Raw genomic sequence first — 17564 nt, 5'->3', positions numbered from 1 at the left:
CTTCACATCGCCCCTTTTCTACGTTGTTTGTAAAAGATATAAGCAAACACCGGAGCGCCAATGAATGCTGTAATGACACCGACCGGTAATTCAGCCGGTGAAATGATCGTTCGTGCCACGAGATCGCAAATGATCAATAAGGAAGCACCGTTACATAGTGATAACGGCAGAACATGACGGTGATCGGACCCCCATAGCATGCGCGTCATATGAGGGACCACTAGACCGACAAAGCCGATGGTCCCAGACACTGCAACAGCAGAACCCGTTAAGACCGAACCACCTAGCAAAATCATCAATTTACGCTGTTTGACATTGACCCCGAGATGATGTGCGCGTTCTTCACCGAATAATAAAGCGTTCAACTCACGGCGATTGAGCCACAGCATGAAGGAACCGATGATGAAAAACGGCAGTACCATCAGAATATAATTCCAACCGCGCATCGATACGCTACCAAGCAGCCACCCAACGATCTGACGGAGTTCTTCTTGCGTTAACGCGATCATCAGCGACAGCACGGAGCCAAGAAATGAACCGAAAATAATACCTGTTAAAATAATCGTTTCCATTTTCATTGACCGATCGACCATTCGAGCGAAACCGATTACTAGAAACATCGTCACGGCGGCACCGATCATACTAAATACAGGTAAGGTGAATGCGCCCAGAACCGGTAGTGAAATACCAAAAAAGAGTGTGATCACGGCGCCGACAGAGGCACCGGATGACACTCCGAGGGTGTAAGGATCAGCTAATGGGTTTTTCAATAGCCCTTGGAAAGCGGCTCCTGAAATAGCTAGTGATGCACCGACGATTCCCGCCAGCAACACACGGGGCATGCGGATCTTCCACAGTATATTACTTGCGGTCGCATCCGATTGATTCCATAGCGTCTCTATTGGTATTTTCACTGTACCGATCGATACGCCGAGCCAGATGGCCACAAGCAATGTGGCCATCGACACGACATAGGCGAGGGCGGTTTTATTCACCGAATACCTCTGGATAGACTGCTTTTGCAAACAATTCTAATCCGTCAGCTAAACGTGGACCCGTACGGCTTGTGATGTTTTCATCCAGTTGAATAACTTGATCTTCTTTGATCGCAGTAACCGTATCAAATCCGTCACGCGTTTTAATATTTTCTATGACATTCGGAACATAACTATACATAGCCAAAATTACATCCGGATTTTCATCTACAATCGTTTCAGGGCTGATCATGATCCAGCCTTCTTCTGTCACGATGTTTTCAGCGTGGATCATATCTAGGAATTGCTGTGGGAATGTCCCTTTTCCTGGCGTATAAATTTCAGGCGCATCGGAGTTTTCAACAGACACACGTTTCTTGTCCGTAATGTCTGCTGCTTTCTTTTTGATATCTGCCACTTTTGCTTTCATATCTTCGACGATTTGATTGGCTTCTACATTTTTGTCCATGACTTCACCAATCAGTTCAATCACTTCATATGTCTCGTCGAATGACCCTGCATTCTGCACGACGATTACAGGGATGCCTGCTTCGCGAATTTGATTCAATCCTTCTTCACTTGAACCCATCATCATTTCACTTGCGAACACTGCTTCCGGCTCCAATGAAATGACTTTTTCCACGTTAACCGTAAAGTCCCCTACTGTATCAAGCTCCGTTACTTCTTCAGGGTAGTCATCGTTTTCTGTTACCGCGATCACTTGATCTCCTGCATCAATTCCGAATAAAATTTCTGTATTGCTCGGAATTAATGAAATGACAGTTTCCGGCGCTTGTTCAAATGTCATTTCTTCGCCAGTGGCATCCGTCAAGGTGTAGGGATAGCTCGTTGCATCCGTTGATTCTTGTTCCGTGTTCGCTTCTTCGCCAGCTTGATTTTCATCTGCCGGTGTTTCTTCTTTTTCACTGTCGCTTCCGCATGCCGCGAGTAGTAGTACTGCAAGCATTGCCGTTAGCATCAGTTGCCAAAACTTCTTCATGTGTGTTCCTCCTCTAATATGTGTGTTTCATTACGCAAGTCGCAGACATAAAAAAAACCTTCAAAAGTTCGAAGGATGAGGTAGGATGAAGTCAGCGCGTGACTTCTTCCACTGTACCTATCCTCGTAGGTTGCTGCGGAACTTCATTTTCTAAAAAGGCAGGTGACCTGGCTTGTGCATGGCACATACAGTGGCGGGACCGCATCGGATTTGAACCGATTTCGCTTTTCATCTCAAGTTTTGAGAACCTTTTCAGAAGATATGTAATTATGCTTTATTATAGCGATAATAGTCTTGGTTGTACAGGGTAAGGCGGAGATTGAGGAGCGTTTGGGAATAAGGCTCCAGTAAGGAAGCGCATTCCCGGTGGCCTGCGGTGAGCGTCCGCCTGAAACGCAGCGTAACAGTATCTTCTTTTTCCTCTCCACTTTACAAAGACATAAAAAAAGCCAAGCAGGAAATCCGCCTGGCCATGTTCGATATATTACATTCTTTCAGGTGCTTCCACGCCAACCAATTTCAACGCGTTCGCAATCGTCGTTTTTGTTGCTGTAATCAAAGCTAAACGTGCTTCGGAAAGGTCTTTGTTTTCCGGATCCAGCACTTTATTAGCATTGTAGAAACTATGGAATGTAGCTGCTAGTTCTTGGATATATGTCGTCACGCGGTGCGGTGCGCGCATGCGAGCCGAGTCGCTGATTAGTTTCGGGAAATCTCCGAGTTTCTTCAATAGCTCTAGCTCTTTTTCGTCTTGCAATAGCGTGACGTGTTCTGTTGATGCTTCTACGTTTTGCTCTTTTGCCTGACGTAAGATCGAGCAAATACGTGCGTGCGCGTATTGTGCGTAGTAGACAGGGTTTTCATTGGATTTGGATACCGCCAAATCTAAATCGAAGTCCATTTGTGCATCGCCTGAGCGCATCGCAAAGAAGTAACGTACAGCGTCTAAGCCTACTTCTTCCACCAATTCACGTAGTGTGACTGCTTTTCCCGTGCGTTTGCTCATCTTGAATTTTTCTCCGTCTTTATAAAGCTGAACCATTTGTGCCACTTCTACTTCGAGTGTATCGCGGTCATAGCCAAGTGCCTGAATTGCCGCTTTCATACGCGGAATATATCCGTGGTGGTCTGCTCCCCAAATATTGATGAGTTTATCGAATCCGCGGCTTAGCTTGTCTTGGTGATACGCGATATCCGGTGTTAAGTATGTGAATGAACCGTCTTGCTTGATCAGTACACGGTCTTTGTCGTCGCCAAATGTAGTGGAGCGGAACCAAGTGGCACCATCTTCTTCATAGACATGGCCGTTTTCACGAAGTTTAGTAAGTGCGACTTCGATCTTGCCGTTGTTATATAGAGAGGTTTCCGAGAACCAGTTATCGAAATGAACGCGGAAGTCCGCTAAGTCTTTCTTCAGTTTATCCAGTTCGATATTCAATCCGTGCTCACGGAAAAATGCAAGCCGCTCTTCTTCTGGTACATGGACATATTTGTCACCGTATTGTTCGACGAGATCTTTTGCGATCGCGATGATATCCGCACCACGATAGCCGTCTTCTGGCATTTCTTTTTCTAAGCCAAGTGCTTCAAAATACCGAACGTCGATAGATAATGCTAAGTTGTTTATTTGATTACCAGCATCGTTAATATAGTATTCGCGCGCTACGTTATAGCCTGCTTTGTCGAGAATATTACATAGTGAATCTCCAAGTGATGCTCCGCGTGCGTGCCCTAAGTGCAAGTCGCCTGTTGGGTTGGCTGATACGAATTCCACTTGAATTTTCTGTTGTTGTCCACTGTCGGAACGACCGTAGTCAACTCCTTGGTCAAGAACGGATTTCACGATATCCCCGAGACTGTCTGTTTTCAAGCGAATATTGAGGAAGCCGGGTCCAGCGATTTCAATGGTATCAATTGCTGTGCTCGTCGTGTCGAGGTGCTCCAAAATACTTTCCGCAATCGCCCGTGGTGGCTTTTTTGCTAGTTTCGTCAACTGCATAGCGATATTCGCCGCATAGTCGCCGTTTTCTTTACTTCTTGGTGATTCCAGTTTGATTTCTGGAATTTCTGTTCCTTCGACTAGTTGTGCTTTTTCAATTGCTTCGTGCAATGCTACTTTTATTTCATGTTGAATCTGCTCTACTGCATTCATTGTGTTACCTCCGAGTAGGTTATTGTCAAATGATATTTTCCTAATAAACTTTCGTCTGAATGTAAGTCGTACGCTACCGTAAAGCGTCCAGGTACCCACTCCAGTTGTTTGGTATAAACGGCTAAATCCATAACGGCAGGGCCATTACCGTATGTACCGAAACGCGTATCATCCTGTCTGAACGGCAATCGCATCTGAACGCCGCCCTTACGCATGATGAAGGCATCATCGGCATGTAATTTCACCGTTGTTCGGACCGGCGGCATTCCTTCTGTTCGTTCTTCAAACAATAAGTAGGCCTGTCCTTTTTTCTCAATGAGTTCTCCAGTCGCCTGCATCGTATGCGTTTCCGCTTGCTGGTCTGGATGTTGAATAACGGAACGGAGCTGAACTTCCATTTTTGGCGCTTCCATTCGTTCACCGCCTTATGTAAATAGATTCACTCATTATACACTTCTTCTGGCGGTAGTTTCAATGTTACACGTCTAAACTTTTCCTACGAACCGTTTAATCCGTTCACAACCGTCCCATACTGTCAAAAGATACTGAATGGAACGGGATGTGATATGTAGTGAAACGTACCGATTATATAAAATCTACAAATCGTAAAAAATGGAAAAAGATCGCACTATCTCTGTCGATCACGTCTATAGCCGCGATTCTAACTGTCTTAATCGCTCTTCGAATATATGCTCAAGTACTTGGTGCCCCTTCATTGAGCGTACCAAAGGCTTCATTGTTCCTCGATCATAGCGGACATCAGATCGGGGATCATTTTTCACAACATCGACGTTATTGGATGAAGCTGTCCGATATGTCCCCTTTTCTTTCGGATGCCTTCGTTGCAACGGAAGATAAGAAATTTTATTCGCATAATGGATTTGATTACAAACGGATCGCGGGTGCAATTCTGAAAGATGTCAAAACGATGAGTAAAGCACAAGGAGCGAGTACGATTACCATGCAATATGCGCGGAATTTATATTTGACGCACGAAAAGTCATGGACACGGAAACTGCATGAGGCACTCTTTGCCTATCGACTGGAAATTTTCTATGACAAGGATACGATTTTGGAAGGTTATTTAAATACCGTCTACTTCGGCCATGGAATGTATGGAGTGGAAGCAGCGAGTCGATTTTATTTCTCCAAGGCAGCAAAAGATCTGACTTTAGAAGAAGCGGCTACGATTGCGGCGATCGCAAAAGGCCCTTCGATTTATTCGCCACTTGATCATCCCGAAAATTCACGTGATCGTCAATTGCTCGTACTGAATCAAATGGAGCTCTATGACTATATTTCTACTGAACAAAAAGAACGCGCAATAGAAGAGGAAATTGTACTCAAGACTGATAGTTGGAAAGATATGAAGCAAGTGGCACCTTATTTTTTGGATGCTGCGTGGCAACAAGCAGAAGACATCCTCGCTTCGAAAGGTCGAGCACCCGCGGAAGGTGGTTGGCAAATCCGAACGACGTTGAATCAACAGCACCAGCAAGCAGCGGAACAAGCAATTAAACAAGCGATGCCTGAAAATGATTTGCAAATAGGATTCATTTCAATGGCCGCAGACACAGGCTTTGTTACATCCATGATAGGTGGTGTGGATTTTGGCGAAAGCTCCTTCAACCGTGTGACTCAAGCGAAACGTCAGCCAGGATCTGCGATGAAGCCGATCCTTTATGCAGCCGCACTGGAAAAAGGCATGAATCCTTTAACGTTCATGACGGCTGAAAAAACGCTGTTTACGTATGATGACGGACGTTCGACATATGAGCCAAGCAATATTAACGATGAGTTTGCGGCGAAGCCGATTTCATTGGCACAGGCAATTGCGATTTCGGATAATATTTATGCAGTCAAAACGCTTGAGCAAGTTGGTTACAAGCCCTACACGAAAATGGCGCAACGACTCGGAATCGACGTCACGTTTCCCGAATCCCCTGCAGTTGCTCTCGGCACTTCCGATGTGACGTTGTTCGAGATGACGACAGCGTATAATCGGATTGCATCAAAAGGGAAACAAGTCGAACCCCAAATGATTCTATCGATTACGGATGCGAACGGGAAACTGGTCTATGAGCATTCTTCGAAGAAACCAAAGCAAGCGATGTCGGAACAAGACGCATTTGTGTTGACGCATTTGATGACAGGGATGTTCGACCCCGTCTTTAATGATTATTTAACCTCTACGGGTCTATCCATGCGACCTAAACAAACACGGCCTTATGCGGCGAAGTCCGGAACAACGATAACAGATCAGTATTTGATTGGATTCTCGCCCACATTAACAGCGGGAATTTGGACGGGGTTCGACCGTGGCAAGCAACTCGAGAATTTGGAAGATAAATCTGTCTCGAAAAAAGTGTGGATTGATTTTATGGAAGCGGCGCATGAAGGTACAGCACCGCAACCATTCGTCCCCCCTTCCGGCGTGCAAGGTGTCATTGTAGACATCGAAACTGGCGGAATTGCTGTCAATGAATGTGCGAAGCAACGATTGATCTATGTGAAGGATAAAGATGTACCGAAGAAGTTATGTACGGATCGCTCGTTGAGAGAACAGCATTCGGGGGAAGAGGAAAATTCTAAAATGGAGTTATTCCCGTTTTCATTTTTTGAGTGATTTTGGGTGGAGTGGGTTTGGCTTGTTGGCTTGGGATTGAGCGGTTGGCTGGTGAGATTGAGCGGTTGACTGGTGAGATTGAGCGGTTGGCGTGGATGTTTGAGCGGGTTTACGCTTGTATAGAGCGGATAGCTGGTAGCTATGAGCGGGTGGTTGCTTTGATTGAGCGGGTAGCGCTTGCGATTGAGCGTACGGCAAAGTATGAGCGATTAGCCGGCAGGATTGAGCGGGTAGCGTGGATGTTTGAGCAGGTTTACGCCTGTATAGAGCGGATGGCTGGTAGCTATGAGCGGATGGTTGCCTTGATTGAGCGGGTAGCGCTTGTGATTGAGCGGACGGCAAAGTATGAGCGGTTGACCGGCAGGAGTGAGCGGATATCGCGGATGTTTGAGCGGGTTTACGCTTGTATAGAGCTGATGGCTGGTAGCTATGAGCGGGTGGTTGCTTTGATAGAGCGGTTAGCGCTTGCGATTGAGCGGACGGCAAAGTATGAGCGGTTGACCGGCAGGATTGAGCGGATAGCGTGGATGTTTGAGCGGAACAGGCTTCGGATTGAGCGGGTAGCTGCCAAGATAGAGCGGATGACGACAAACTATGAGCGCTCGGCCGACAGCATAGAGCGCTTAACCACAAAGCATGAGCACCACAAGTAGATTCCACACCAAAAATCTCCATAGAAAAAAGCCTCGTTCTCCGTATCCGCGGAGAACGAGGCTTTTTTGACCGTTATGCAGTGATCGAATGAATCCGCACTGCTTGGGTTTGTGTTTTCATCAAACGACTGTCTACATAGCGGGTGTCCTAGATTACAGCGCAAAGCTGTATATTTAGTTTACTTCCTTTGTGGCAGACATTCAACCTCAAAGAGTACGTTATGCAAATTGTCACATTTTTGACGTATTTGACGAGAATTGCACTATTCTATTATGTCGCGTGATATCTTACTCTGTACGCAAACCTTCGTGTAATTCATTGGTGCTGCGTTCCCAAAGTTCTGCGTTATGCGAGATTAGAAAATCTTTCAGAATCTTCTTTGAACGATCGTCCATTTCATCTACGATAATGTGACGTTTCATTGATTTGTCCATGCGATTGACGTGGTCAGCGAGTAACTTATAGCCACGTCTCTTTTCACGATTCACGACCATTTCACACGCTGTGATTCCTGCATAATATGGACCTTCTTCACGGTAATCAATTGTCACCCAAACGAGCCAGAATGGTTTACCGCCTTCAGAATCTTTGCGGTCAGTGGTGAATTTGATTCCTCGTTCTGTATCACTACGGGCATGCATGGCACCCATTTCTACTTGTGCTGTACCTTCCTCCACGTCGATGATCACAGGTGAAATGTTTTCCAGCGACAACGAACCTATGCCAAACCCTTTATGTCCATCTGTAGGATCATTTTTTATTATCGTAAAGCCTAACTTTGGTTTTGAATTTTGCTCACTTGCCATGTAAATCAACCTCCGTCTCTGTTATTATATGTACTATACCTGAATTTTCCGCCAAGGAGGAAATAAAATGCCATACGTTACAGTAAAAATGCTTGAAGGCCGTACTGATGATCAAAAACGTGCACTCTGTGAAAAAGTTACGCAAGCCGTTGTGGAAACGACGGGCGCTACTTCTGATAGCGTAACAGTTTTCATTGAAGAAATGCCAAAAAATCATCTTTTTAGAGAAGGTAAACTAATGAGTGATCAGTAAAATCGGCAAAAGGATTCTCATCACGAGAATCCTTTTTTCTTCATTCATTTAGCTGACTGAACTCACTTGCATCTCTTCGATGAAGGCAAATGCTTGATCCATTTCCTGATCAGTAAAATTCAGTTTGTTTTTTACGATACGTACTTTAGCAATTTGATCCTCTTTATCGAGCTGATCGAAAAACAACAAGGTGGAGACCAATTCCAAAAAGCGTGACGACTTCTCATTCAATCGCTCAATACATTTTGGTAACTGTTCTTTCGGTGCTTCTGCTGTCGCAAGGAATTTCGATCCCTCGTCCGTTACTTGATAGCAATATTGTTTATACGAACCCTTGTCCTCGAAACGTTCAGCCAAAAAGCCCATTTCACATAGTTCTTCCACTCGTAATGTTAGTTCTTCCGAATAAGGACCATACATATGGAGCTCGTATTTCTCAGCAAACGGGAAATTCATTTTCTTTAATATATACACCATTTTCTGCATCTTCTTACGGCCATTTACTTCATTCGCCAACGATATAAACTGAACGATTTTTGCATGCTCTTGCAGCAAGTCCCGCAACCCCTCTCTTAGCCTCTTAACAATTCCAAAATTTTCTCGTGCAATGGGTTTCCATCTATCAACAAATCTTCTGGATAATAAATTTTATGGTCTGTTCTGCGTTTTCCTGATATCGCTTCGACCACGTCGGACATCCGCGATAGTTCACGCAAATCACCATTTCCTAGTTGTAAATAAATCGGCACGCGCTCATTTTCTTCACCTGGACGATAAAAGTCGTACGGTAAGTCTGATGAAGAATCCGTCACTAAATAATAGTCAGGATCGAGTCCTGTTTCTTTAAACAACGTGATAAGTTCACCAAATTTCATATACTGCACTGCTGGATCGAACTCGGCATATTGAAATAGCCGTCTGTTCACGAATCGATCACATAAATCTGCTAAAATGGTATCGTCTTCTTCCATCCACAACTGGAAATACGTTAATAACACACCCTCGTCAAGGGCTATGTACTCTTTCAGTTTGAACTCTTGTGCGAAGAATGAAACGAAATGCATCGGTTCTTGCTTAAACGCATATCCAGTTTCGAATAAATGTTTCGCTCTGTGTAAGATTTTGATCAAAATCACTTCTGCACTGCGCGACACCGGGTGGAAATATACTTGCCAATACATTTGATACCGGCTCATGATATAGTCTTCCACTGCGTGCATGCCGCTCTGCTTGATGACGACTTGATCTTCTGTCGGACGCATGACACGCAAAATCCGTTCCATGTCGAAATGGCCATAGGAAACGCCTGTATAATACGCATCGCGCTGAAGATAATCCATTCGGTCCGCGTCGATTTGACTGGAAATCAAGCTGACAACTAGTTTGTCTGGATACGTTTTATCTATGACATCCGCCACTTTTTGAGGGAAATCCGGTGATACACGATGCAATACTTCATGAACTTCTGTCTGTTCCAATAAAATTTGCTGGGTAAATAGTTCGTGATCTAGGTTGAATACTTTTTCAAATGCGTGGGAAAATGGGCCATGTCCCAAATCATGCAATAATGCTGCACAGAGAGCAACCAGTCGCTGTTCATCGTCCCATTCTTCACGCCCACTGAAGCCATCGTCAAGAATTCGTCTGACGATTTCATAGACACCGAGCGAGTGCTGGAAGCGGCTGTGTTCTGCGCCGTGGAACACTAGGTAGGTGGTGCCAAGCTGGCGAATCCTGCGCAGGCGCTGGAACTCTCGTGTGTTGACCAGGTCCCATATAACGCGATCCCGGACGTGTATGTAGCGGTGCACGGGGTCTTTAAACACTTTTTCTTCAGGCAGTTTTTCGTTTTGGTACGCCATGTCGTCACCTCATCCTTCATTCGTTACAGTATAACAAAAAACGACGGAACGTGACATAGTACACTATGACGGATTTTAAACAGGATTGTGTATGGAATTTCAAATTCAGGATAGTGACTTAGTATCTACAAAGGGATGGAAGCGGAAGCCCACGGACGCTTTCCCATGAGCCTGCGGGAGTCGCCGTCAGTTTCCGCTTCCATCCTACTTATTGAGTGGAGGTACTTATATCACTCATTGTAGGTAGTGTGTGAACTATTGTTATGCCTAAACTTATTCAAGTTCGAAATAGATTACAAACTTAACTTCAATGCACAACAAAATGTATAACCTACTCGTCTTGCAAGGGATTGGCGCATAGGATGGGCGACTCCCAGAGGATCAGCCCGACAGGAGAGACAACCAAAGGAGCTTGCGACTGTTTGGCTCGCCGCGGGCCCTCAGGAACTGCATCCCCTCGGAAGCACCAATCCCCACCCCAACAGCCCGTCAGCCTATTCCCGAACACCCTACCAACTACCATATTCAACTCCTACTCATCCAAAAAAACGGCCATTTCATTACCATCTTGATAGAATTTTGTGACTCTCTGAATAAAAGATTCATTTCGTGGTCATAATGGCAGTAGAAAGAGAGTACAAGTCAGGAGGCATGGAGATGGTGAAAGTTAGACAAGATGCATGGTTAGAACAAGACGATGAATTATTGGCAGAGACGGTGTTACGACATGTAAGAGAAGGAAGTACACAACTAGGTGCATTCGAGGAAGTAGGCGACGCATTGAACCGAACTGCAGCAGCTTGTGGGTTCAGATGGAATGCAGTCGTGCGAAGAGACTACGAGAGTGAACTCGCTGAAGCGAAGAAAGAGAGAAAGCAAACGTTACGTGTGCTAGGTACAGATTTTAAAAGACGTAACCAGCAAATGTACAACCCGGAGACAGGCGCAGATGGCCAGGAGAAAATCCAAGTTCCATTATCCGCCCTATCCCTTGATACTGTGATTGCCTATTTGATTCGCATGCACCATAACGGCGGTGCAGATACGGATGCCCTTCGATGGAGACAAACAGCCAAAACAGCGACAGAGCAAATGAAATCGCTAGAAACACAACTTGAAGAACTGAAGAAAGAGAATCGTACGCTGAAAGAAGATTATGAGCAATTCGTCCAAATCATGAACCGCGCACGCCGATTGATCGCTTTGAATGAAGAAAGCGAGCACGTCGCACCATTATTTAAAATGGAACCGAATGGAAATTTAATTACATCAAAAGAGCCGCCAATCAATAACTGATTGGCAGCTTTTTTTCGTTCTATGACAGCATTTTTTGATTGCGTTCAAAGACGCGTTTTAAATAAAAGCTGTACAATTCCATCTCTTCATCTGTTAATCCACCATGTCGCACATCTTCCGTCAACGAGCGTAATACTATTTGCAGACGGATGACGACTTCGTTGACCGTCAAGTGCGTATCGAGAATTTCCGATAGCGACGCCATGGTATCGGGCTGGATTATAGGATAGGTGAATTTTGTCTGCTGACCTTGTAAGCCTTTCTCATAAACTTCACGAATGATCTCCGCACGTTCAGAACCACTGCCTTCTACGCATAAATACACTTGCACAGCGACTCCTTGGCGCAGCCGTCGCTGAGAGATTCCAGCGAACTTCTTACCATCGACACTTAAATCATACGATCCGGGACAATAGGACCCGACAATTTCATAGGCTTCAATCCGTTCACCGAGTTCAGGAAATAACAATTGAACAAGTGATAGCATAGCTTCGTAGCCTATCGGAATATCAATCGATGACTTTTGTTCGGAAAAGATTAAGGAAATATTTAATATCCCTTCATCCAGCACAACAGCCAGACCGCCCGAATTACGCACAATCGATTGATAGCCGTGTTGCTCAATGCTGTCCATCGCTTCTTGGATAAATGGCATCCGATGATCTTGAATGCCTAACACGATCGTATGGTCATGCACCCACGTCCTAACGACGGGGACACTTTGTTGTTGTCCAACTAATTGGCATAACGTATCATCCATGGCGAAAGATTCAAGCGCAGATCGATTGCGTGCCGAAATGGATTCGTCGATGAAACGCCAAGCGGGTTGATTCAATAAATGTTTATCTTGTGACATGTCTAGCTCTCCTATGGTAGTTGATCTGGATTAAATGTAGACGGTTCACACACTTCGAACCTGTAATTATAGGCTCTGAGCTGCTGTGATGATAGATAGCTTGTACACATCTTCTGCGGAGCAGCCGCGTGATAAATCGTTGACAGGACCATTCAAGCCTTGAAGAATCGGACCGATCGCTTCGTAGCCACCTAGACGTTCTGTCAATTTGTAGCCAATGTTTCCAGCGTCGAGTGTCGGGAAAATAAAGACGTTTGCATCGCCTTTGATGACGGATTCCGGAGCTTTTTTCGCTGCCACACTTGGTACATACGCCGCGTCAAATTGGAATTCTCCATCGATCAATAGCTCAGGCGCCAATTCCTTCGCTAGTTTAGCCGCCTCCACCACTTTTTCCGTCTCTTCTGTCACTGCGGAACCTTTAGTGGAGAATGAAAGCATCGCAACGCGCGGATCAATTCCGAATGCTTTTGCTGTTTTCGTACTCTCCACTGCGATTTCAGCTAACTCTTTAGCTGTAGGATTCACCGTAATGGCACAGTCTGCAAAAATCAGACGTTCTTCTTCTTTCATCATAATGAAGGCTCCGCTTGTTTTGGATATGCCGGGCTTCGTCTTAATAATCTGCAATGCCGGACGAACTGTATCCGCTGTTGAATGTGCAGCCCCGCTCACCAAACCGTCTACACGTCCTGTATAGATTAGCATAGTTCCGAAATAGTTTACATCTTTCAATTGTTCACGAGCCTGCTCAATTGTCGCTTTTCCTGCACGACGTTCAACGAATTTTTCTGCCAGTTCTTCAAAATAGGAAGCGTTTTCAGGATCAATCAACTTTATTTCCGAAATATCAAAGCCGCCATCTTTTGCGGCCTGATGTACCGCTTCTTCATTTCCTAATAAAACCGGTGTGATAATTCCCTCTTGTTGAAGATGTACAGCCGCTTCAAGTACTCTCACGTCTTCCCCTTCAGGTAAAACAATCGTCTTCCCTTTACCTTCCAACGTTTTACGGATACTTTCAAAAAGATCTGCCATATGTAATTCCCACCCTTTGTTATATTTTCCTATTCATCATACCTGAAAAGCCCAATTAATACATCACGTATTCCGAAGTTTTCTGATAACTGTAACTTGTCCATTCATTTTTATAGTACGTATCGCGGGTCGTACCTTATCCCTTAACGAATAAAGTCCGTTATGATACACTTGAAATAGAAACTACTTTGATTTAAAAGGAGATTGAATTCAAGTGAACGAAGCAGCTATTACATTAGACGGTTGGTATGTACTTCACGATTTTCGCACGATGGACTGGGCTTCTTGGAAACTGATTTCAAAAGAAGAGCGCCAGGCAGCAGTCAATGAATTTCTAACATTTTTAGAGCGTATGCAAGAGGCGGATGATGCTAAAACAGGCAGTCATGCGTTTTATACAGTAGTTGGTCAAAAGGCAGACTTCATGCTAATGACATTACGCCCTACAATGGATGAACTTCAGCAACTAGAAGCAGAATTCAATAAATTAACGATTGCGGATTATACGATCCCAGCGTATTCTTATGTGTCGGTAGTCGAGTTATCGAATTACCTAGCAGGTGAATCTGACGAAGATCCATATCAGAATCCATATATACGCGGACGTTTGTATCCTGAGCTACCACGTAGTCAATACGTTTGTTTCTATCCAATGGACAAGAAGCGTGAAGGCGAAGACAACTGGTACATGCTCGACATGGACGACCGTAAAGGGTTAATGCGTAGCCACGGTATGATCGGCCGCGGATATGCAGGTAAAGTAAAGCAAATCATTTCAGGTTCTATCGGTTTAGATGATTACGAGTGGGGCGTCACACTGTTCTCCGATGACATGTTGCAGTTTAAGAAGCTCATTTATGAAATGCGTTTTGACGAAGTCAGCGCACGCTACGGTGTATTCGGCTCGTTCTTCGTCGGTACGATTTTAGACGCCGACAAGCGCGCAGCATTTTTCGAAGTTTAATACGTACGATGGAAGCCGCGAATGAAACACTTCGCGGCTTTTTTTGTTGCGATGAAAAGGGAAAAATAGGGCTAGCGGTTCGGGATTGAAGCGTCCGCCTGGAACGCAGCGTAACGGTAACTCCTCCCCCGTGCCTCAAACTCCCCTCTCCAAAAAACTTCATTCATACCCACCACCCTTCCAACATAAGATACAACCAAGGGGGTTTTGCTTTAGCTGTCATCGCGATAAATAAAAGGGAACGATAGCGCTTGCTAGTCTCACACAGACAACTTCAAAACGCAACGCACTTTCCCCCGCGCCCAACAAGACTGCCCGCGAGTAAAACTAACAGATCTGGAGAGGATGTTGAAATGGTTCAATATTATTGGAATCCGGGCTATGCCCAGCAACAAATGGTACCACCCCAACAAATGGTACCTCCCCAACCGAATGTACAGGGGAACGCACCCACTACGCCTTTTAGAGAGCAGTCGTACATCGAGAATATTTTACGGCTTAACAGAGGAAAACCCGGCGTCTTTCACTTTTCATTCGAACATGCGGTAGATGCAGGCAAGAACACGAAATCTGTCGCGGGTATGGTGGAAGCTGCAGGACGCGACCACGTCATCCTCAGCGAAGCGAATACAGGACGTCGCTATTTATTCCCTATGATTTACTTCGACTATGCAGAGTTCCCTGAGGAATTAAATTATTTCGACCAAACGCCATAAGAAAAAAACCGCTCATCATGTGTGAGCGGTTTTCCTATGTTATCTTCCAAATTTCACTGCGGCAATGATTAACATGATCCAACCAGCGATGAATGCTACACCGCCGATAGGTGTGATGGCGCCGAGTATTCCGATTCCAGACAAGCTAAGCACGTACAAACTTCCGGAGAAAATAATAATACCAGCCAGAATCAAATAGCCAGCCCATGAGAGTTGTGTAGACGGCCCAAGCAATGTACTACTCATTAAAATACCGATAGCGAGCAAGGCGATTGCATGAAACATCTGATATTGGACCGCGGTTTCCCAGACGGCTAAGTAATGTTCAGACAGACGATCTTTCAATGCGTGTGCACCAAACGCCCCAAATGCAACTGCGATCGCGGCGTTAATAGCTCCTGCGATAATAAAAAACGGCATGATTATTCCTTCTTTCTAACGAATCTTGTCCACCTGTTTCCAGTCTATCATATTCATACACGTAAAAAGGACAGGTGTTTGAACGGTTTGTGGCGCATTAAAAATCAAACAATGATTCCCCATTGGCATCCGCTTCTTGTAATGGTTGCTCGTTCAGCGACGTAATGGGTGTCGCATGGACAGGGCTCATTTGCATGGGTTGTGGAATCGACGGTGCAGACGGCCTTTCTTCACCGAGCATCAGGTTACATAACGTTCGTACAGCATAAATGGCTTCTCTTTGTGCCGCTTCATTCTGTGTTTGTTTCGCCAAGCGAACTTGTTGCTCGATTTCTCCAAGCAATTGTGCAACTGTGATCATCTCATTTTCATCCCCTTCTTCGGTTCAAACTTCATACACTCCATACCTGAGGAGCGTTTTACTACTATAGATGGCAACATTTTCGTTTTGAATCCATATGCCTTGCAGCCCCGCGGACTGGCGGGATCCCATGTGGTATAAAAGAAGATACAGTCGAAGCAATTGACAGCCATCGTCACACTTCCTTTCTACTTATTCACTTGATGGTTTTCGCCCAATCAATCGGCTCTCTTCCCCACTCTCGTAAATAATTATTCGCTTTCGTAAATGGCTTACTGCCAAAGAATCCTCTCGAGGCACTGAATGGACTCGGATGTGGTGACTCAATAATCTCATGACGTCTGCGATTGATCAATGCCGTTTTTTCTTGCGCATGCCTCCCCCATAATATGAAGACAATGGGTGCGCTACGCAACGACAGTTTACGAATGACTTCGTCCGTAAAGCGTTCCCAGCCTTTTCCGCGATGCGACGCTGCTGCTCCTTCACGCACAGTCAGTACAGTATTCAATAATAATACACCTTGCTCGGCCCATCCTGTCAACATCCCTTCAGTCGGGACATCGATTCCAATATCCGATGATAGCTCTTTGAAGATATTGCGTAAACTTGGCGGTATTTTAACGCCAGGCTGAACTGAAAAACTCATGCCATGCGCTTGGTTCGGTCCATGATACGGATCTTGGCCCAAAATCACGACCTTAACATCTTGAAAAGGCGTCAGTTCAAATGCCGTCCATATATCGGCCATTTGTGGATAGATGACATGATTTGTGTATTCTTCGTGTAGGAACGTGCGTAGTTCTTGATAATATGGTTTGTTAAATTCATCTTGTAGTATGCGATCCCAGTCATTACGAAACTCTGCTACCATTTGCATCACTCCTTAAATTCAATATACAGTCGATAGCCTGCGAATGAGAACATATCTTTCAGCGTTTTTACTGCATTCTGTTCTGCAGATTCCAGTACGTCCTGCTCGGTGATTTTACTTAGGTCAATTCCGGCTTTGATCGAGCCTGGAATGACAACTAATAAATTCCGCTTCGTTCCAGGAAAATTAACGCCGATGCTTTGACCAAATAATTTATTGTCGGTGCGTTTGACGAGCACTTTCGTGTACGCTTCCGCCGTTGTCAGTTGCTGTAGCTCTTGTACCCGCTCGACAAAAGCTGTTTTTTGTTCTAAAAAAGTAGAGCCTAGTTGCATTCAATAAAAGCCTGCGATCGGCAGGGTAATAAGTGCAGCGACCAATAGTAAAAGTAATAAAATATAGGCTTTTCTTCACGATGACCATAAAGTAAAGGCGAGTTTGAGTATTCCTCCCTTGCGCTTTCGTTTGATCTTTTTACGTCCAGCGAATGTTACGGTTGCTTGCGCATCAGCCTCCGTCTCCGTCTTTTCCTTCTTCCCTATCTTAGACGAATTATGCTTACTCATGGCTCACATCCTCTCGTTTCATCAAACGCTCTGTTTCTATTTATACGTTCCTTCAAATAATAGGTTTCATAGGTAAGACCTATTCGCGTGACAAGTTTTCTAGACTTTCATCATACCCGAATTGTTTGTATTTCGACAATTAGTTG

General features: G+C 44.9%; 21 protein-coding genes and 1 riboswitch. Of the genes, 6 read left to right on the top strand and 15 right to left on the bottom strand.

All coding sequences use genetic code 11. The annotated features are described in order from the left end of the window. Window positions 1-2: 2 nt before the first annotated feature. The 4 genes from CSV61_RS08120 to CSV61_RS08105 form a co-directional block, all read right to left on the bottom strand. Entirely contained in the window at window positions 3-995 is a 993-nt protein-coding gene (locus CSV61_RS08120; protein ID WP_099638812.1) for a FecCD family ABC transporter permease, read from the bottom strand. Beyond that, window positions 988-1974 carry an ABC transporter substrate-binding protein gene (locus CSV61_RS08115; RefSeq protein ID WP_099638811.1) on the bottom strand — a complete coding sequence of 329 codons (987 nt, stop codon included), beginning with the start codon at window positions 1972-1974 and terminating at the stop codon, window positions 988-990. The genes CSV61_RS08120 and CSV61_RS08115 overlap by 8 nt, the downstream gene beginning before the upstream one ends. Before the next feature lie 140 nt (window positions 1975-2114). After that, window positions 2115-2241, bottom strand: a riboswitch (cobalamin riboswitch). Between the two features lie 217 nt (window positions 2242-2458). After that, complete coding sequence (gene argS / locus CSV61_RS08110) at window positions 2459-4126, bottom strand: arginine--tRNA ligase (RefSeq protein ID WP_099638810.1); 1668 nt, start codon at window positions 4124-4126, stop codon at window positions 2459-2461. Then, window positions 4123-4539, bottom strand: coding sequence for a YwiB family protein (locus CSV61_RS08105; RefSeq protein ID WP_099638809.1), 417 nt, complete (start codon window positions 4537-4539; stop codon window positions 4123-4125). Before CSV61_RS08105 ends, argS begins: the two co-directional genes overlap by 4 nt. A 158-nt stretch (window positions 4540-4697) precedes the next feature. Between CSV61_RS08105 and CSV61_RS08100 the strand changes: the two genes are divergently transcribed. Further along, complete coding sequence (locus CSV61_RS08100) at window positions 4698-6752, top strand: transglycosylase domain-containing protein (RefSeq protein WP_099638808.1); 2055 nt, start codon at window positions 4698-4700, stop codon at window positions 6750-6752. 17 nt (window positions 6753-6769) lie between these two features. Beyond that, window positions 6770-7405, top strand: coding sequence for a hypothetical protein (locus CSV61_RS08095; protein ID WP_099638807.1), 636 nt, complete (start codon window positions 6770-6772; stop codon window positions 7403-7405). 288 nt (window positions 7406-7693) lie between these two features. On the opposite strand, the gene CSV61_RS08090 is transcribed toward CSV61_RS08095, so the two are convergent. After that, window positions 7694-8212 (bottom strand): YwhD family protein, encoded by a 519-nt coding sequence (locus CSV61_RS08090; protein WP_099638806.1) that lies wholly within the window; start codon window positions 8210-8212, stop codon window positions 7694-7696. 67 nt (window positions 8213-8279) lie between these two features. Here CSV61_RS08090 and CSV61_RS08085 point away from each other — a divergent pair, with 67 nt between their 5' ends. Continuing rightward, the gene (locus CSV61_RS08085) at window positions 8280-8465 is read left to right on the top strand and encodes a 2-hydroxymuconate tautomerase (protein WP_083034909.1); all 186 of its coding nucleotides are present in this window, start codon (window positions 8280-8282) and stop codon (window positions 8463-8465) included. A 48-nt stretch (window positions 8466-8513) separates the two neighbouring features. On the opposite strand, the gene CSV61_RS08080 is transcribed toward CSV61_RS08085, so the two are convergent. Then, window positions 8514-9020: a YwgA family protein gene (locus CSV61_RS08080; RefSeq protein WP_029053498.1), complete on the bottom strand. Its 507-nt coding sequence runs from the start codon at window positions 9018-9020 to the stop codon at window positions 8514-8516. A 17-nt stretch (window positions 9021-9037) separates the two neighbouring features. Next, window positions 9038-10327 (bottom strand): HD domain-containing protein, encoded by a 1290-nt coding sequence (locus tag CSV61_RS08075; protein ID WP_099638805.1) that lies wholly within the window; start codon window positions 10325-10327, stop codon window positions 9038-9040. A 657-nt stretch (window positions 10328-10984) separates the two neighbouring features. On the opposite strand from CSV61_RS08075, the gene CSV61_RS08065 reads away from it, so the two are divergent. Next, window positions 10985-11623 (top strand): RsfA family transcriptional regulator, encoded by a 639-nt coding sequence (locus CSV61_RS08065; RefSeq protein ID WP_083034905.1) that lies wholly within the window; start codon window positions 10985-10987, stop codon window positions 11621-11623. 19 nt (window positions 11624-11642) lie between these two features. Here the strand turns inward: CSV61_RS08065 and lipL are convergent, their stop codons facing one another. Together lipL and pta are read right to left on the bottom strand one after the other, a co-directional pair. Continuing rightward, entirely contained in the window at window positions 11643-12479 is an 837-nt protein-coding gene (gene lipL / locus CSV61_RS08060; RefSeq protein WP_099638803.1) for an octanoyl-[GcvH]:protein N-octanoyltransferase, read from the bottom strand. Between the two features lie 66 nt (window positions 12480-12545). Continuing rightward, a complete protein-coding gene (gene pta / locus CSV61_RS08055) occupies window positions 12546-13517 on the bottom strand; it encodes a phosphate acetyltransferase (RefSeq protein WP_099638802.1) in 972 nt (323 codons plus the stop codon). Between the two features lie 214 nt (window positions 13518-13731). On the opposite strand from pta, the gene hemQ reads away from it, so the two are divergent. Continuing rightward, the gene (gene hemQ / locus CSV61_RS08050; protein WP_083034902.1) at window positions 13732-14481 is read left to right on the top strand and encodes a hydrogen peroxide-dependent heme synthase; all 750 of its coding nucleotides are present in this window, start codon (window positions 13732-13734) and stop codon (window positions 14479-14481) included. A 353-nt stretch (window positions 14482-14834) separates the two neighbouring features. Next, the gene (locus CSV61_RS08045; RefSeq protein WP_083034901.1) at window positions 14835-15197 is read left to right on the top strand and encodes a spore coat protein GerQ; all 363 of its coding nucleotides are present in this window, start codon (window positions 14835-14837) and stop codon (window positions 15195-15197) included. Window positions 15198-15236: 39 nt separating this feature from the next. Here the strand turns inward: CSV61_RS08045 and CSV61_RS08040 are convergent, their stop codons facing one another. The 6 genes from CSV61_RS08040 to CSV61_RS16780 all read right to left on the bottom strand — a co-directional run bounded on the left by CSV61_RS08040 (window position 15237) and on the right by CSV61_RS16780 (window position 17418). Next, on the bottom strand, window positions 15237-15617 hold the full coding sequence (locus tag CSV61_RS08040) for a DUF423 domain-containing protein (protein WP_083034900.1): 381 nt from the start codon (window positions 15615-15617) through the stop codon (window positions 15237-15239). 97 nt (window positions 15618-15714) lie between these two features. Beyond that, window positions 15715-15978, bottom strand: a complete 264-nt coding sequence (locus tag CSV61_RS08035; RefSeq protein ID WP_099638801.1) for a YwdI family protein — start codon at window positions 15976-15978, stop codon at window positions 15715-15717. Continuing rightward, the gene (locus tag CSV61_RS17075; protein WP_083034898.1) at window positions 15975-16151 is read right to left on the bottom strand and encodes a uracil-DNA glycosylase; all 177 of its coding nucleotides are present in this window, start codon (window positions 16149-16151) and stop codon (window positions 15975-15977) included. The genes CSV61_RS08035 and CSV61_RS17075 overlap by 4 nt, the downstream gene beginning before the upstream one ends. Window positions 16152-16174: 23 nt before the next feature. After that, window positions 16175-16852: a uracil-DNA glycosylase gene (locus tag CSV61_RS08025; protein ID WP_099638800.1), complete on the bottom strand. Its 678-nt coding sequence runs from the start codon at window positions 16850-16852 to the stop codon at window positions 16175-16177. 5 nt (window positions 16853-16857) lie between these two features. Then, entirely contained in the window at window positions 16858-17187 is a 330-nt protein-coding gene (locus tag CSV61_RS08020; RefSeq protein WP_099638799.1) for a DUF4230 domain-containing protein, read from the bottom strand. A 75-nt stretch (window positions 17188-17262) separates the two neighbouring features. Next, complete coding sequence (locus CSV61_RS16780; protein ID WP_158233806.1) at window positions 17263-17418, bottom strand: hypothetical protein; 156 nt, start codon at window positions 17416-17418, stop codon at window positions 17263-17265. Between the last annotated feature and the right edge of the window lie 146 nt (window positions 17419-17564).

Source organism: Sporosarcina sp. P3 (assembly GCF_002743415.1).
GTDB classification, from domain to species: domain Bacteria; phylum Bacillota; class Bacilli; order Bacillales_A; family Planococcaceae; genus Sporosarcina; species Sporosarcina ureae_A.
The sequence above is the reverse complement of the archived record's forward strand: the minus strand, read 5'-3'. Positions and strand labels throughout refer to the sequence as shown.

Bases quoted from the DNA above. Each gene is read 5' to 3' on its own strand.
- CSV61_RS08025 (WP_099638800.1), bottom strand. From the start codon at position 16,852: ATGGTAGCAGAGTTTCGTAATGACTGGGATCGCATACTACAAGATGAA.
- CSV61_RS08105 (WP_099638809.1), bottom strand. From the start codon at position 4,539: ATGGAAGCGCCAAAAATGGAAGTTCAGCTCCGTTCCGTTATTCAACAT.
- CSV61_RS08075 (WP_099638805.1), bottom strand. From the start codon at position 10,327: ATGGCGTACCAAAACGAAAAACTGCCTGAAGAAAAAGTGTTTAAAGAC.
- CSV61_RS17075 (WP_083034898.1), bottom strand. From the start codon at position 16,151: ATGGCTGTCAATTGCTTCGACTGTATCTTCTTTTATACCACATGGGAT.
- CSV61_RS08035 (WP_099638801.1), bottom strand. From the start codon at position 15,978: ATGATCACAGTTGCACAATTGCTTGGAGAAATCGAGCAACAAGTTCGC.
- CSV61_RS08115 (WP_099638811.1), bottom strand. From the start codon at position 1,974: ATGAAGAAGTTTTGGCAACTGATGCTAACGGCAATGCTTGCAGTACTA.
- CSV61_RS08020 (WP_099638799.1), bottom strand. From the start codon at position 17,187: ATGCAACTAGGCTCTACTTTTTTAGAACAAAAAACAGCTTTTGTCGAG.
- lipL (WP_099638803.1), bottom strand. From the start codon at position 12,479: ATGTCACAAGATAAACATTTATTGAATCAACCCGCTTGGCGTTTCATC.
- CSV61_RS16780 (WP_158233806.1), bottom strand. From the start codon at position 17,418: ATGAGTAAGCATAATTCGTCTAAGATAGGGAAGAAGGAAAAGACGGAG.
- CSV61_RS08045 (WP_083034901.1), top strand. From the start codon at position 14,835: ATGGTTCAATATTATTGGAATCCGGGCTATGCCCAGCAACAAATGGTA.
- CSV61_RS08065 (WP_083034905.1), top strand. From the start codon at position 10,985: ATGGTGAAAGTTAGACAAGATGCATGGTTAGAACAAGACGATGAATTA.
- argS (WP_099638810.1), bottom strand. From the start codon at position 4,126: ATGAATGCAGTAGAGCAGATTCAACATGAAATAAAAGTAGCATTGCAC.
- CSV61_RS08085 (WP_083034909.1), top strand. From the start codon at position 8,280: ATGCCATACGTTACAGTAAAAATGCTTGAAGGCCGTACTGATGATCAA.
- CSV61_RS08040 (WP_083034900.1), bottom strand. From the start codon at position 15,617: ATGCCGTTTTTTATTATCGCAGGAGCTATTAACGCCGCGATCGCAGTT.
- CSV61_RS08090 (WP_099638806.1), bottom strand. From the start codon at position 8,212: ATGGCAAGTGAGCAAAATTCAAAACCAAAGTTAGGCTTTACGATAATA.
- pta (WP_099638802.1), bottom strand. From the start codon at position 13,517: ATGGCAGATCTTTTTGAAAGTATCCGTAAAACGTTGGAAGGTAAAGGG.